Genomic DNA, 15,214 nt, shown 5'->3' with positions numbered 1-15,214 from the left:
TACATGTCAAATCAATTGCCCGTCATCAATTTAATGGGGCCTACCGCAAGTGGTAAGACCGCATTGGCATGTGAACTTTATGAGCGTGGTAATTTTGAACTGATTTCTGTGGATTCAGCTTTAGTCTATAAAGACATGGATATCGGAACTGCGAAGCCCACTGAAGAAGAGCAAGCACAATATCCGCATCATTTAATTGATATTATTACGCCACTAGAGGTGTATTCAGCAGCACAATTTGTTGAAGATGTTTGTCCATTGATTGATGATATGCATTCGCGAGGAAAAACACCAATTTTGGTTGGTGGAACTATGCTATATTTTAAATCGTTGCTTGAAGGGCTTGCTGATAATTTGCCAAATGCTGATCAAAGCATACGTGATGCAATTATTGCAAAAGCTGAACAAGAAGGCTGGCAAGCTGTTTATGAGGAATTGGTTGCGGTTGATCCTGTTGCTGGTGAGAAATTTAAGGTTTCTGATAAGCAAAGAATCATTCGAGCGTTAGAGGTATATCGCATTACAGGCGAACCAATAACAAAATTACAAGCTGAACAGCCTAAAAACCAACCATATCGTTACACATTTCATAATTACGCGCTCATGCCAGATCGGTTAGAATTACATCAACGCATTGAGCAAAGATTAAGCAAGATGTGGAGTATTGGTTTTTTAAATGAAGTAGAGGAATTAATTAAAAATTACGATTTAAATGAGAATTTACCCTCAATGAGGTCAGTAGGTTATCGCCAAGCTTTAGATTTTTTATTAAAAAGCGACTTAAGTCTCGAAAAAAAAGTAGAAATGGAGAACAAGGCACTATTTGCGACACGGCAACTAGCCAAACGTCAATACACTTGGTTACGTTCTTTGCAAGAAACACACGATTTTAAAACTTATGTGACGATAAAGCAGGCGAAAGAAGACTTGCGAAACTTCTTTGGATAAAGCAAAATTCGCAAGCTGTCTTTTTATAATTTTTAGTTGAAAAATAAAGATAGTTTTTTTGCGCTGATTTAAAAATTTTTGGAGTTAAAAATGTCTAAAGGTCAAACTTTACAAGATCCGTTCTTAAATTCTCTCCGTAAAGAACGTATTCCAGTTTCTATTTTCCTTGTGAACGGTATTAAATTGCAGGGGCATATTGAGTCGTTTGATCAATATGTAGTTTTGTTGAAGAACACTGTAAGTCAAATGGTTTATAAACACGCGATTTCTACAGTTGTTCCTGCACGTAATCCACGTCCAGCTGGTGCTCAAGGTACTACGGGTGGCTTCCCAGCTCAAGGCACTACTGGCGGCTTCGGTGGTCAAGGTGCTACTGGCGGCTTCGGTGGTCAAGGTGGCGGCTTTGGTGGTGGTCAAGGTGGTGGCTTTGGTGGTCAAGGTGGCTTCGGTGGTCAAGGTGGCTTCGGTGGTCAAGGTGGCTTCGGTGGTCAAGGTGGTGGCTTCGGTGGTCAAGGTGGCTTCGGTGGTCAAGGTGGCTTCGGTCATCAAGGTGGCTTCGATAACGAAACTAAATTTGAAGATGGTCAAGAAGACGAAAACAATCGTTAATTGATCAATGATCTTTAAGAAAATGCCAGTCTCACGCTAGACTGGCATTTTTTTGTGTTTTAGAAAGTCAGAATAAATATTATGGAAATGATTGTTGCTGCTGCGAGTTGTAGTGTTCTCGTCTCAATTCTATTGAAATACCTTAAAACAAAAGGGTTTGATGTTTTTCAAATGATTGCATGGAATTATTTGAGTGCAAGTATTTTATGTTTTTATTGGTTTAAAACGGATATTAGCCATATTTCTTGGAATCATACCCCTTGGTGGTTGATTTTCATTTTAGCGATCTTATTGCCGAGTATTTTTTTATGTTTGGCAAAATCCTTGCAATTTGCAGGGATTCTTAAAACTGAAATTGCTCAACGTTTGGCGGTCATACTGTCATTATTGGCAGCCTATTTTATTTTTGGCGAGCAGTTTAGCCAATTAAAATTAATTGGTGTGGTGCTGGGGATCATCGCAATTTTAGCGATCATTATTGGACAAGCCACGGAGCAGGCAAGTAAAAGCATGAATTTAAAATCTGCTTTATTTTTGTTTAGTGTCTGGGCGGGTTATGCTGCGATTGATGTATTACTAAAATATAGCAGTAGTCTAGGTTTACAGTTTGCTGTCACGTTGAATTTAACGTTTATCACAGCTTTTATTTTATCTATTGCTTATATTGCAATTACCCAGCCGAACTGGCAGCCTAAAAATATTTTTATGGGTTTGGTTTTAGGTGTACTGAATTTTGCCAATATCGCCTTGTATGTCAAAGCGCATATGATTTTCAAAGAAACGCCAGCCATTGTTTTTGCAGGCATGAATATTCTTGTCGTGGTACTTGGCGTTCTTAGTGGCATCGTATTATTTAAAGAACGCTTAAAAGCTTATACCTGGATTGGATTGATCTGTGGTGTGGTTGCAGTCCTATGTTTAGCCAAAGCAATGATGAAATGAAACAAAGGGAGTAAGCTAAGCTACTCCCTTTGAATGATTATAAATGAGTAAAAACGACTTCATCTGGTAGGCGTGATTTTGGTAGTTTGGCATTGAAATCACTGTCACTGCGATAACCTAAAGCAACGATGACTGATGCCTTCAAGCCTTTTTCTGTGAGTTTAAATTCTTTATTCAACGTATCTCGATCAAACCCTTCCATTGGTGTTGCATCAATACCTTCTAGCCCCGCTGCAAAAAGGAATTGTCCAAGCGCAAGGTAAGTTTGGTTTTCCATCCAAGATGATAGGTTTTTTAGTTCATTACGGTAGAATTCGACATAACCATGACGGGTATCACGTTGCCCTTGTTTGGCAGCTTCATCTTTAAAGCGACCACTGGCATCATCTTGTTGTAAGAGTTGTTCTAAATATTCAGATGAAATATCAGTACGAGTACAGAACACGAGGGTGTGCGAAGAATGAAGCACTTTAGCGGCATTATAGACATAATTCCCTGTCAGTGCTGATGCAATACGTTGTTTCGCTTGATCAGATTCAGCGACTAGAAAATGCCAAGGTTGAATATTCACTGAAGAAGGGCTGAAACGTAATACTTCTAAAAGTTTTTCAAACTGCGTTTGAGGGATTTTTTTCTCTGCATTATAAGCTTTTGTTGCATAACGTGTTTTTGCTGTAACTAAAGTGTCCATTGAGAATAAACCAAACCAAAAAAATTAATTTATTTTACTTGATATAAACGTTACTGAAAGTAGCGAAATGTGATTTCTATATCGATTTGAATTAAATGGATCTGAAATCAGTAAGTCCACTGTTTAAAATCTAATTGATTATTTTCTAGAGGATTTATTTCTAAAACCCAAGCTGAATCCGCTCGCCAATCACCTAAAACAATACGTTGTTTGTTGAGTACATGCTGAATATCTGGACGATGAGTATGTCCATGAATTAAATAATCGACAGGTGCGATGACTGATTCTACTGCTTGTGTATTAACATCCATAATATCGTAGCTTTTCATTTGCTTAGTTTCACTACTTTTCTTACGGAAACCATTAGCAAGTTTTTGTCTAAAACTCAAAGGAGTGCGTTTTAAGAAACCGAGTAAAATGGGGTTGCGAATTACTTTGCGAAAACGTTGATAAGCAATATCGTCTGTGCATAAGGCGTCACCGTGTTCGAGTCGAAATTTTTTGTGATCAATGTCGAGTGTATAAACATCAGGTAATAGAATACCGTTGAAGTGATTTAGGAACTTTTGACCTAAGGCAAAATCTCGATTACCCACTTGGAAATACACTTGATTGCCTGCCGCAGCGAATGCTTGTAAAGCATTGACAATTTCATCTAACCATGGCGCAGTGTAATCGTCACCAATCCAAGCATTAAACCAATCACCTAGAATATAAAGTTGGGTATTTTTATTTTGATATTCTTTCAATAAAGCTAAAAACCCTCGAATGAGTCGATGATGATCAGGCGACAAGTGTAGATCTGAGATAAATAGATAGGTCACACTTTCTTCCTTTTAATCTCCCTAAATCCCTCTTTAAAAAGAGGGACTTTCCTCCCTTTATCAAGGGAGGTTAGGAGGGATTGTTACTCAGCAATAATTTTAGCTGATTCAATCACAACGTTTTCTAAAGGAACATCAGCATGGTAGCCGCGGTTGCCAGTACGAACGCCTTTGATCGCTTCTACAATATCAAGACCTTCAACAACTTTACCAAATACTGCATAACCCCAGCCTTGTGCTGTTTTACCAGTATGGTTTAAGAAAGAGTTGTTTTTAACGTTAATAAAGAATTGAGCAGATGCAGAGTGAGGAGCTTGAGTACGCGCCATTGCAATTGTGCCTTCATCGTTACTTAAGCCGTTGTCAGCTTCATTTTCGATTGAGTCACGTGTTGCTTTTTCTTTGAAGTTTTCGTCCATGCCACCACCTTGGATCATAAAACCATCAATCACACGGTGGAAAATTACGCCGTCATAGAAACCGTCGCGTACATATTCTAAGAAATTTGCAACCGTTTTTGGTGCTTTTTCAGCGTTAAGCTCAAGAACAATACGACCTTTGTTGGTATTTAATTCGACTTGAGGAAAACTCATTACATTAATCTCCTAAACATGGGCTTGTGACCATGGGTTTTTGGTTGAGAGAAGCATAAGCAAACTGTAAACTACAAGGCAAGTAAAAAACGTTAAAATCTTTCAGAAAAAGCAAAGATTGCGTTTTATTTCCTATTTTTTTAACTGTAAGAAGTGATTTACACCCTATGAAGCCAAATGATGTTGTTTCAGAACTGCCAAAGACCCCGACACCGAATACTCAAACCACTGTCGACGCCGCGCAGCAAGAACAACAGGCAGGCTTGGATTTTGTACGTCAAGTGATTACAGATGACTTAAATCAAGGTCGTACTCAAAAAGTTGTGACTCGTTTTCCACCTGAGCCAAATGGTTATCTACATATTGGTCATGTCAAAGCGATTTGTCTCAACTTTGGTATTGCTGAAGAATTCGACGGTTTATGTAATTTACGTTTTGATGATACAAACCCAGATGCCGAAGAACAAGAATATGTTGATGGTATTGCCAATGATGTGAAGTGGTTAGGTTTTAACTGGAATGGTGAGCCTCGTTATGCATCAAGTTATTTCGATCAGCTTTACACGTGGGCTGTTCAATTAATTGAACAGGGGGATGCCTATGTGGACTTGCAAACACCTGAAGAAATTAAGTTGAATCGTGGTAGTTTCATTGAGCTAGGTAAAAACTCGCCATATCGTGATGCCACAGTTGAGGAAAACTTAGCGCGTTTTGAACAAATGCGTAGTGGTGAAATCCAAGAAGGTGGTGCTGTTTTACGTGCCAAAATTGATATGACAAGCCCGAACGTACATATGCGTGACCCGATTCTTTATCGCGTATTGCATTCAGCGCATCATCAAACGGGTGATAAGTGGAAAATGTATCCAATGTATGACTATGCTCATCCATTGTCAGATGCAATTGAAGGGATTACTCATTCACTCTGTACTTTAGAATTCCAAGATCACCGCCCATTCTATGATTGGATTGTGGAGAAAGTTCATTCTCCAGCTGTACCGCGTCAATATGAGTCATCACGTTTAAACATCGATTACACCATTACCTCTAAACGTAAATTGCGTAAATTGGTTGAGGGTAACCATGTACAGGGTTGGGATGATCCGCGTATGCCAACCGTAGTCGGGATGCGTCGTCGTGGTTTTACCGCAGAAGGTTTACGAGATTTCTGTAAGCGTGTGGGTGTATCGAAAACAGATGGTATTGTGGATGTTGCAATGCTTGAGTTCTGTATTCGTCAGTCTTTGGAAAATGCCGCAGCGCGTGGTATGGCTGTATTGAATCCATTAAAAGTCACATTGACCAATTTACCTGAAGAATTAGATTTAACTCATTCACGTCATCCAAATGTTGATATGGGTGAACGTGTTATTCCTTTAACGCATGAAATCTATATTGATCGTAAGGATTTTGAAGAGGTTGCACCAAAAGGCTTTAAGCGTTTAATTCCAGATGGTGAAGTGCGTTTACGTCATGCTTATGTCATCAAGTGTGATGAAGTAATTAAAGATGCCAATGGTGAAGTGATTGAGCTTAAATGTTCAATTGATCCTGAAACTTTGGGCAAAAATCCTGAAGGTCGTAAAGTCAAAGGTGTGATTCATTGGGTCTCTGCAACGAAAGGTATACCTGCTGAAATTCGTATTTACGATCGTTTGTTTACTGAAGCCGCACCAGATGCGACGGATGATTTCTTGGCAAATCTAAATCCTGAATCATTGAACGTGGTACAGGCTGTGATTGAACCTGCGTTAGCACAAGCGAAGCCAGAAGATCGTTTCCAGTTTGAGCGTGAAGGTTATTTTGTTGCAGATCAACATGATCATCAAGTTGAGAAACCTGTGTTTAACCGTATTCTTGATCTTAAAGACAGTTTTAAGGCTGAGAAGAAGTAATCTAATTCATTGGATTCTCATTTTAGCTATTTGAGTTTTGATGAACATTAGTTTAATAAAAAGCCCAATTGTGATGATTGGGCTTTTTTTGCTAGGCTATTTTTAAGGATTGATGTGATAAAAGTAAACAATCATTGAAATAAGTAATGCTGTTGATAGAATTAAATAAGTATTAATTGTATGGAAACTTCTTAACAGCTTTATCATAATTGTAGACCCACTTAAAAACAGACTTAGTTTTTATATTCTATTGTTTATTTTAAACTTTATTAAATTATCTTGTAGCTAGTTGTTTGGCTTAATGTTTGTTTGTGTAATAATTTTTTAATAAATGTAATTACACATATTGCTCTAATTAATATGTTAAGTAGCATCCCAATTTATAGGATACTACTAGTTGATTTAGACTTTTGAGTAATTAATGTTGTCCAAAAATGACTGAATAATTCCACTGCATTTGTTTTCTAATTGCGTTGCATAATCCAAATTATCTTGTCGTAACTGAGGAATTGATAAGCCTGCATGACGTATTTCACAGGTATGGCCAATCAGCCATTTCTCAAAACTGTGTTGGGTGATCTCCAAATGAAATTGTAAAGCTAAGATGTTATTCCCGATAGAAAATGCCTGATTAGGATAAATTGCCGAGCTTGCAAGTAATGTCGCATGGCGTGGTAAATCAAATGTATCGCCGTGCCAATGCAGAACTTCAGTGTTTTCAAGTGCAGATAAGGAATTATGCTCAACAGCTTTGATTTCTAACTGACTCCAACCAATTTCTTTTTGATGTCCTGCGTAGACTTTTGCCCCTGATGCGTGCGCAATCAGTTGCGCACCTAGACAAATTCCTATGGTTGGCTTGTTGGCAGCTAAGCGCTGTTTAAGCCCTTCAATTTCATCAACTAAGAAAGGGTAGTCCTTCGTTTCATAAACACCAATAGGTCCACCGAGAATAATTGTAAGCCCATCATAATTTAATGCAGGGCTGAGATCATCTACACCCGCTTCGAAATAACGAACGCGGAAACCGAGTTGATAAAAAATATCTTCCAAAGAACCTAAATCTTCAAAAGCAAGGTGTTGAATCGCATAAACTGTTTTAGGTAATGAAATTGAAGTATCCATAATTTGTGTAATCACTATAAATAGAACTTGGTTAAGGTATTTTTTGTTCGAGCCAAGAAAATAAATCTTGATAGACTTTTTCTCGAACAGGCGGTGCAGAAAGAACAAGATCATGTAAGCCATTTTTTACAGCAAGAGTTTGTACATCACCTTTCATTTTCTTCGCATTATTTGTCATATCTTTGATATCTAAAATCACATCACTTTGTTGTGCATCAATTCCCCATTTTTTAGGATATTTGGATTGATGTGAATGCATAATCAGAGTTGGAATATTTAAAGTGATACCTTTATGGATTTCTTTTTGTGCCTCATGAATGGCATGGACAAAACATAAATGGACAAAAGGCATAGATCTCGGTTTCCACTCTAAATTGAAATCCCATTCGCCATAAAAATCTTTATGTAAACTAGGTGTATACCATGGGTTTAACCCACTAGGGAATTTGGCATTTGGTAAGTATTTACCCACTTCACTAAGTAGCGGAATACCGACTTTTTTCTCTATGACACTTTTATAGAAACCATAGAAGGGGCTATTAACCCATAACCCTTTAATCAGGCGATGGTCTGGATAATGTGCTGCATAAAGTGATGTGATTAAGCCACCCGTTGAATGCCCTGCAAGTAGTACTTGATTATGCTGTTCTTGACCAATAATTTCGAGTGCTTTACTGATTTCAGCATCATATTCACGTAGGTCTAGAACATAATAAAATTTTTGATGAGGGAGTTTAGAGCGCCCGTATTTTCTGAGATCAAGCGCATAAAAATCATAACCATGCTGGTTAAATTGTTCTGCCATTTCTGTTTGGAAAAAGTAGTCAGAAAAACCATGAATATAGAGAACAGCTTTCTTTGTTGCTTGTGCTGCTTTTTTACGGACTAAAGTTGCAACGACTTTGCCATCATAATCATCAGCAAAATCTAAAGTGAGTTGCTGATAATTTTCTCCTAATATATCTGTTTGATATTTATATAAATTCGAAGTGTTCATTTTTATATCTAATCTGAATTAACTCAGAAACACATTAAATGAAAAAGTTTGGATGTCAATGTAAAAATGAGATACAAACAGTTCTTTGGCACAGTTTGAGTTTTTACTTTTAGAAAAAAATCGTTAAGCTATGGGCTGTTGTTTTTGACTGAAGAAATTATGAAACAAGAGACTGCACTGAAGTTACTTAAAGCTGGGGAAAATGTTTTTTTAACAGGTTCCGCAGGTGCAGGAAAAACCTATACGCTTAATCAATATATTCATTATCTTAAAGCGCGAAAAGTACCAGTTGCGATTACTGCTTCTACAGGGATCGCTGCTACACATATGAATGGTATGACCATCCATACATGGGCAGGAATTGGGATCAAAGATCGTTTGAGTGATGATGACCTCAAACGAATGAAAGAGCGTAAATATTTAAAAGAGCATTTAGAAAATGCCCAAGTCTTAATTATTGATGAAATTTCAATGTTGCATGCCAAACAACTCAATTTGGTTAATCAGGTGCTTAAATACTTTAAAGAAAGTGATGAGGCTTTTGGTGGGATTCAAGTCATTGTTGCGGGTGATTTTTTCCAGTTACCACCTGTGGGTAGAAAAGATGAAAGCAATCGGGATAAATTTTGCTTTATGTCTGAGGCATGGGTTGAAGCTAAATTTCGTGTTTGCTATTTAACGGAACAGCATCGTCAGGACGATGAAATTTTAAATCAAATTTTAAATGCGATTCGTGCGCAGAGCATTCAACAGAATCATATTTCTGCATTACAACAATCACGTCAGCATGATATTGGTGAGACCTTTACTCGTTTATATACGCATAATATGGATGTCGATAATATCAACTATCAACATCTCAACGAAATTGAGAATGAAAGCCACCAATTCAATGCGGTTGTCGATGGCAACGACAAATTAATTGAAACCTTAAAATCTTCAGTACGTGCACCTGAGGAGTTGGCACTTAAAAAACATGCCAAAGTAATGTTTGTCAAAAATAACTTTGATATGGGTTATATCAATGGCAGTTTAGGTGAGGTCATTGGTTTTGAGGAAGATGATAAGCAAGGTCTTCTGCCAAAGGTCAAATTGACGGATGGAACGACTTTATTGGTTGAACCAGAAACGTGGTCAATTGAAAATGAAGCGGGCAAAGCGATTGCAAGTTTTCAGCAAATTCCTTTGCGTTTGGCTTGGGCGATTACCATTCATAAAAGTCAGGGTATGACGTTGGAAGCCGCAGAAATTAATTTAAGCAATACCTTTGAAAAAGGTCAGGGCTACGTGGCTTTATCTCGGTTGAAGTCGCTAACAGGACTGAAACTACTTGGCTTTAATGAGCAAGCACTTGAGCTTGATAGTTTAGCCATCAAAGCAGATCGCCGTTTTCAGGAATTATCGACTGAAGCAGAAGTTAACTTTGGAAATGTGGATTTAACCACGCAACATAATGCTTTTATTCGCCATTGTGGTGGCACACTCAATCCAACTGAAATCAATCGGAATGAAAAGAAATTATCCAAAAGTGGAAAGCAAAATTATGCAGCAGCGACCTTAGATGAAACGCGTGCTTTATTTGAAGATGGATATGAAATTGAAGATATTGCCCATGAGCGAGGGCTAACACCTGCAACCATTATTAACCATCTCGCGCGATTGCATAAAGAACAAGGATTAGATATTTCAATTGCTAATCCTGGTGATGACGTGGTTGAAGAAGTCCGAAAAATTTATAAACGTTTGCATAAACGTAAAAATCCAGAACATTTTACCGATGATGGCTCAATCAAATTGCGTCCAATCGTTGAAGCAACCAGTCCACGTATGGCTTATGATCAAGTTCGGTTAGCTTTATTATTTGTTGAATAGGGCGAATCAAATGCCTCATGTGATTGTTCACTATTCAGCAAATTTAACAGCGTTAGATCCGCTAGAATTGCTCAAAGACCTAAATACAGCGTTGATTAAAACTGAGCTGTTTAGCGTAAATGATATAAAGTCTCGTGTTTTTAAAGATGAAGTTTTCTTAGTGGGGTTAGGTCAGACACAAGAAGCCTATCTTCATCTTAAACTCTATTTATTGGATGGAAGAACCGACGCACAAAAGCAAGGACTGGGTGAAGCATTGCTCCGTAAACTGGAGCAACAAACATATTTCAAATCAGTTCCTCAATTTCCAATACAGCTTTGTGTTGAGATGATTGACATACCAAAACAAAATTATTTTAAGGCAACGGTCTAATTTTTATTGGAAAAGCGCAATTCTGATCAAGTCTGTATGTTGTGAATCTGGCAAATTAACCTTTATCAAATGAATTGAGTTAAATGTATGACGCTATATGATCAGAAGTTGCAACGTGTATGTGAGTACATCCAGCAGCATCTAGATGATGAGCTAGATCTGAATACGTTGAGTCAAGTTGCATCACTATCTAAATTTCATTTCCATCGCATTTTTGTAGCGAATACAGGTGTGAATCTGATGAAGTTTATTCAGTTGTGTCGTTTAAAACGAGCCTCATTTCAACTTGCATTTTCTACAGACACCAAAATTATTGATATTGCTTTACAGTCTGGTTTTGATAGTCCAGAAGCATTTAGCCGCGCATTTAAACGTTCATTTGATCAAACCCCAAGTGCTTTTAGAGAACAGCCGCATTGGTCATCTTGGCATGAAAGGTTTGTTTTTTCTTTACCTCCAAGAGAAATCATGATGAACGTTAGTATTGTAGAAAGAGCAGAAGAGAAAATTGCATTTATTTCTCATTACGGTGCACCAGAACGTGTATTTGAAACGGCAGCACAATTTATTCAGTGGCGCAAAGAAACGGGATTATCTCCTATAGCAAAAAGTCGTACCTATGGTATTCCATATTCAGACCCTGAACAGACTTTAAGTGATGAATTCCGTTTTGATATTGCTGGAACAATCACGGCGGATATACCTGAAAATACATACGGTGTAAGCACAGGTACTCTTCCCAAAGGCAACTATGCCATGATTCGACATTTGGGCAGTCACGATAATATTAAAGACAGTGTTTACTATCTATATCGGGACTGGTTACCACAATCAGTGCGTGAAGTAGGGGATTTTCCCGTCTTTTTTCACTACCACAATTTTATTCATGATGTAGATGAATGTGATTTGATCACAGACATTTATTTATTACTGAAATAGCTTTTAGGCTCTGCCTATATTGGCAGAGCTTAATTATAAAATTTCAATATCTACATATTGCTGAATTAAATTATCATCGAGCATATGGATATAATCTAAAAAAGCGACATTAAAGCTTCCAACAGTTTGTGCATGTTCATAAGCCAATTTGCCTGCAATCGCAAAATGAATGTGTGAAGCAAGCGCCGCAATCGTTGGATTGGTAACAGCATGATAAGCCGCAGTTAAAGCGCCTAGGGCACATCCTGTTGCGGTGATTTTGGGTTGTAAATGACAACCACCATTCACCTTAATGACGATATCTAATTGTTTTGAAATGATGTAATCAGATTCGCCTGAAATAGCAATACATTCAGAGTGTTGTAATAAGCTTTTTGCTTGAGCATAAACATCATGACTATTTAGAGTGCTATCGACGCCTTTGGTTTGAATTTGACTACCTGCCAGCGTACTGATTTCAGAAGCGTTACCACGAATAATACTAGGTTGAAACTTTAGCAGCTGATCTACAGTTTCACTGCGCCATTTTAAAACCATGCCATAACCTACAGGGTCAAGTACCCAAGGAACATGATGCTGTTGTGCCGTTTTGGCTGAAATCAGCATCGCTTGAGTTTGTTCTGTTGTTGGTGTTCCAATATTGATGCTTAAAGCAGCACTAATACGGGTGAAATCCTCGGCTTCAAAAGGATTGTCGATCATTGCTGGCGATGCGCCTGCCGCAAGTAAGATATTCGCGACGTAATTGTTAGCGACACTATTGGTGATACATTGCACCAAAGGGGTTTGTTGTTGAAGAGCTTGCCAAGCATCTATCACTTGATCAATCAGTTGTTGTTTTTGTGACATGACATCAGCCCTTTAAAATTGATTAAAAATAGGAATTTAACGTGTAAAATAGTGATCTTGATGTTTACATTGACGACAAATCAAAGACACATAATCTTTAGCGTCATAGTCCACGATTAAATCATTTGAACCACAATACATACAGCGTTTCACTGAATAAAAATTTAAACGAGGTTCTATTTTTCGCCAAGATTTCCACACGGGCTGAATAAAAATATTTTCGTCATAACCTAAAAATTTAAATAATAATACTTCACTCATTTTACTAAATGGAATGGTGTAGGGACGTGGCAAGGTCGTGGTTTCCCAGCGTTCTGCTAAAGCACGTTCACGATACTGTTCCACGGTTTTTTTGAGTAAATTCGTGTTGATAAATTTATCATTTTTGGGTTGTAAGGCTTTCTGTTTATATAAATATTCCAAGGCAGTTTGGATCAAATAGAAAATTTGCCCCACAGCTAGAGGTTCCATCAGACGATAGCAAAAGGCTTGAAATGAGCGATTGCCTGCGATTTGAATGCCCCAAGTTCGGCAGTAAAATTGCATGAATTGTACGATTTCTTGATACAGTACTAAATACAATGCATCTTTGACTTCATCTGTCATTTTGAAGGGAATGCCTGAACTTAGATTTTCATAGAACCAATGGCGTAATTGTTGAGTCACACTAAACAGGCTTGGATCAGAATAACCATCGAGTCGAATATTGAGGTAAAAATGCTCTGTTTCTATATTTGAATCCTGTGGTTTCAATATTCCAAGTTTAAGAAGTTCCTGAACCAATTGATTTTGAAATAGATAATTGGGTGTAAAGTCATGATATTTAATATTCTTCCAATGAATCAATTCATCATGTTGAACATCGTCACGGGCATAACGATCTAACAAACTGAGTAAGAATAATTTATGCATGAAACTCAATTGATTCAGGCTATAAATTACTTCATCTTTGATTTTGTATTTACGCTGTTCTTGTAAGATGGTTTGTTGGGTTTGTTTTTTACGCTGTGCGGTACATTGGGCACAATGACAATTCAGCCTACTATCACTTTTAAAGACACGATGTTGGCAATGGCTGCATTCATGGAACTGCAATTCTTGAGCGTATTGTTCCGCTTCAATCCAGTACATAGAGGCTTGGCATAAAGGGCAATGGCTACTTTCATCTAACTGTTTTTGTAGAATCTGTAAATCCATTGATATTGAACCTGTGACCTTTAAAAAAGAGAATTATACATTGCTCGTGGTTGGAGTGATGTAAAGTTTATCTAAATAGAAAAAGTAATTTTATCGTGATCGTTAATTCAATGTGTTTTATATAAAAACGTATTGAGTTAGCTGATCTATTTTTTAAAATATGGTAAATTTTTGTCCCTATTAAAAGATGTTATTAAGTTAGTTTTGTAGAAGTAGAAAGGGATAAGGATGAATAATCAAATATTGGTAAAATTTACCATCGGTTTAATTGCTTGTTTTACAAGTATTCTCTCATATGCAGGTTCTCTTGAAGGGTATTGGCGCAGTATTGATGATCGAACGGGTGAACAACTGACCATTATTGAAATCAGGAAAGCACCAGATAATACCTATCGAGGAAAGATTGTTTATATCTATCCAAATGCACATGGCGTTGTTGTTACACATTGCGTAAATTGCCCACCGCCTTACACAGGAAAAGCACGTTTAGGCTTGGAAGTGTTGACAGGTTTAGTTGAAGACCCTAAACGACCAAATAATTTTATTAATGGGCTTATTGTCGAGAGCAAAACAGGAAAAGTATATAAAGGCAAGGCACGATTAAATGCAGATGGTAAGTATTTAAATATGCGCGGTTATGTTGGGATTTCTGCCTTAGGTCGTACCGCTGTATGGATAAGAACTGATAGTGCGAACCCATAAACATTTGGAGTGTAATATGTGAATTGCTTAGAATTTTATTTAATTTTAAGCAATTAAATATCCAATAGTCTTGTTGACTGTCCCAGAACATTAGCATAAGAATGTATATAAGATGGATCTGTTTTGCATTAGGGAGCCTTTTATGCAAAAAAACTCACTTATGAATGGAATCGTAGGTATCTCCTTAGCCTTATTTGCAACGGCCAGTTTTGCGGTCACACCAGAAGGATTTTGGAGAAGCATTGATGATCGTACGGGTCAACAACTTTCCATCGTAGAAATCAAAAAGAAACCTGATAATACCTATACAGGAACAATTGTATATCGTTATCCCGTCTTAGGCGGGGGCACAGTATTGACCAATTGTGTCAAATGCCCAGAGCCTTACAAGGACAAACCGATTTTAGGTCTCCAAATTGCATCTGGTTTAAAAGAAGATCCTAAAAATCCAAATCACTATATTGACGGTCGAATACTAGAGCCAAAAACAGGCAATATCTATAAAGGCAAAGCACAATTAAGCGTGGATGGTAAACGATTGCGTATGCGTGGGTATATGGGGATTTCTGCTTTAGGTCGTACCCAAGTTTGGATCAGAACAGATAGTGCCAATCCTTAATTAAATTAAATAAAGCATGCTTTTGATTCAATGTTAGAT

At 37.6% G+C, this 15,214-nt stretch carries 16 protein-coding genes; 9 read left to right on the top strand and 7 right to left on the bottom strand.

Annotated elements, in window-relative coordinates; genetic code table 11:
* Nucleotides 1-3 precede the first annotated feature (3 nt).
* The 3 genes from miaA to C502_RS0106900 all read left to right on the top strand — a co-directional run bounded on the left by miaA (nucleotide 4) and on the right by C502_RS0106900 (nucleotide 2,499).
* On the top strand, nucleotides 4-948 hold the full coding sequence (miaA, locus tag C502_RS0106910; RefSeq protein ID WP_018678100.1) for a tRNA (adenosine(37)-N6)-dimethylallyltransferase MiaA: 945 nt from the start codon (nucleotides 4-6) through the stop codon (nucleotides 946-948).
* Nucleotides 949-1,038: 90 nt separating this feature from the next.
* Complete coding sequence (hfq, locus tag C502_RS0106905) at nucleotides 1,039-1,557, top strand: RNA chaperone Hfq (RefSeq protein WP_018678099.1); 519 nt, start codon at nucleotides 1,039-1,041, stop codon at nucleotides 1,555-1,557.
* An 81-nt stretch (nucleotides 1,558-1,638) separates the two neighbouring features.
* Nucleotides 1,639-2,499, top strand: coding sequence for a DMT family transporter (locus tag C502_RS0106900; RefSeq protein WP_023274541.1), 861 nt, complete (start codon nucleotides 1,639-1,641; stop codon nucleotides 2,497-2,499).
* Nucleotides 2,500-2,536: 37 nt separating this feature from the next.
* Here C502_RS0106900 and nfsB read toward each other — a convergent pair whose 3' ends face one another.
* From nfsB to C502_RS0106885, 3 genes are all read right to left on the bottom strand, one after another.
* Complete coding sequence (nfsB, locus tag C502_RS0106895; protein WP_018678097.1) at nucleotides 2,537-3,190, bottom strand: oxygen-insensitive NAD(P)H nitroreductase; 654 nt, start codon at nucleotides 3,188-3,190, stop codon at nucleotides 2,537-2,539.
* 107 nt (nucleotides 3,191-3,297) lie between these two features.
* Nucleotides 3,298-4,014 (bottom strand): UDP-2,3-diacylglucosamine diphosphatase, encoded by a 717-nt coding sequence (locus C502_RS0106890; protein WP_018678096.1) that lies wholly within the window; start codon nucleotides 4,012-4,014, stop codon nucleotides 3,298-3,300.
* An 83-nt stretch (nucleotides 4,015-4,097) separates the two neighbouring features.
* Nucleotides 4,098-4,607 (bottom strand): peptidylprolyl isomerase, encoded by a 510-nt coding sequence (locus tag C502_RS0106885; protein WP_018678095.1) that lies wholly within the window; start codon nucleotides 4,605-4,607, stop codon nucleotides 4,098-4,100.
* A gap of 167 nt (nucleotides 4,608-4,774) precedes the next feature.
* On the opposite strand from C502_RS0106885, the gene C502_RS0106880 reads away from it, so the two are divergent.
* The gene (locus C502_RS0106880) at nucleotides 4,775-6,502 is read left to right on the top strand and encodes a glutamine--tRNA ligase/YqeY domain fusion protein (RefSeq protein WP_018678094.1); all 1,728 of its coding nucleotides are present in this window, start codon (nucleotides 4,775-4,777) and stop codon (nucleotides 6,500-6,502) included.
* Nucleotides 6,503-6,904: 402 nt separating this feature from the next.
* Here C502_RS0106880 and C502_RS0106875 read toward each other — a convergent pair whose 3' ends face one another.
* Both C502_RS0106875 and C502_RS0106870 read right to left on the bottom strand, forming a co-directional pair.
* Nucleotides 6,905-7,627 (bottom strand): glutamine amidotransferase, encoded by a 723-nt coding sequence (locus tag C502_RS0106875; protein WP_018678093.1) that lies wholly within the window; start codon nucleotides 7,625-7,627, stop codon nucleotides 6,905-6,907.
* 31 nt (nucleotides 7,628-7,658) lie between these two features.
* Complete coding sequence (locus C502_RS0106870) at nucleotides 7,659-8,624, bottom strand: alpha/beta hydrolase (protein WP_018678092.1); 966 nt, start codon at nucleotides 8,622-8,624, stop codon at nucleotides 7,659-7,661.
* Nucleotides 8,625-8,783: 159 nt separating this feature from the next.
* Here C502_RS0106870 and C502_RS0106865 point away from each other — a divergent pair, with 159 nt between their 5' ends.
* The 3 genes from C502_RS0106865 to C502_RS0106855 all read left to right on the top strand — a co-directional run bounded on the left by C502_RS0106865 (nucleotide 8,784) and on the right by C502_RS0106855 (nucleotide 11,808).
* Nucleotides 8,784-10,496 carry an AAA family ATPase gene (locus tag C502_RS0106865; protein ID WP_023274542.1) on the top strand — a complete coding sequence of 571 codons (1,713 nt, stop codon included), beginning with the start codon at nucleotides 8,784-8,786 and terminating at the stop codon, nucleotides 10,494-10,496.
* A gap of 10 nt (nucleotides 10,497-10,506) precedes the next feature.
* The gene (locus C502_RS0106860; protein WP_018678090.1) at nucleotides 10,507-10,869 is read left to right on the top strand and encodes a 5-carboxymethyl-2-hydroxymuconate Delta-isomerase; all 363 of its coding nucleotides are present in this window, start codon (nucleotides 10,507-10,509) and stop codon (nucleotides 10,867-10,869) included.
* Nucleotides 10,870-10,956: 87 nt separating this feature from the next.
* Nucleotides 10,957-11,808 (top strand): AraC family transcriptional regulator, encoded by an 852-nt coding sequence (locus C502_RS0106855; protein WP_018678089.1) that lies wholly within the window; start codon nucleotides 10,957-10,959, stop codon nucleotides 11,806-11,808.
* Nucleotides 11,809-11,841: 33 nt separating this feature from the next.
* Here the strand turns inward: C502_RS0106855 and thiM are convergent, their stop codons facing one another.
* Nucleotides 11,842-12,657, bottom strand: a complete 816-nt coding sequence (gene thiM / locus C502_RS0106850; protein ID WP_018678088.1) for a hydroxyethylthiazole kinase — start codon at nucleotides 12,655-12,657, stop codon at nucleotides 11,842-11,844.
* Between the two features lie 36 nt (nucleotides 12,658-12,693).
* Nucleotides 12,694-13,854, bottom strand: coding sequence for a hypothetical protein (locus C502_RS0106845; protein ID WP_018678087.1), 1,161 nt, complete (start codon nucleotides 13,852-13,854; stop codon nucleotides 12,694-12,696).
* Nucleotides 13,855-14,082: 228 nt separating this feature from the next.
* On the opposite strand from C502_RS0106845, the gene C502_RS0106840 reads away from it, so the two are divergent.
* Nucleotides 14,083-14,556, top strand: a complete 474-nt coding sequence (locus tag C502_RS0106840; protein WP_018678086.1) for a DUF2147 domain-containing protein — start codon at nucleotides 14,083-14,085, stop codon at nucleotides 14,554-14,556.
* Nucleotides 14,557-14,698: 142 nt separating this feature from the next.
* Nucleotides 14,699-15,175: a DUF2147 domain-containing protein gene (locus tag C502_RS0106835; RefSeq protein ID WP_018678085.1), complete on the top strand. Its 477-nt coding sequence runs from the start codon at nucleotides 14,699-14,701 to the stop codon at nucleotides 15,173-15,175.
* Nucleotides 15,176-15,214: the final 39 nt, after the last annotated feature.

This window comes from Acinetobacter tjernbergiae DSM 14971 = CIP 107465, assembly GCF_000374425.1.
Taxonomy (GTDB): domain Bacteria; phylum Pseudomonadota; class Gammaproteobacteria; order Pseudomonadales; family Moraxellaceae; genus Acinetobacter; species Acinetobacter tjernbergiae.
This window is presented reverse-complemented; position numbering and strand designations above follow the sequence as displayed.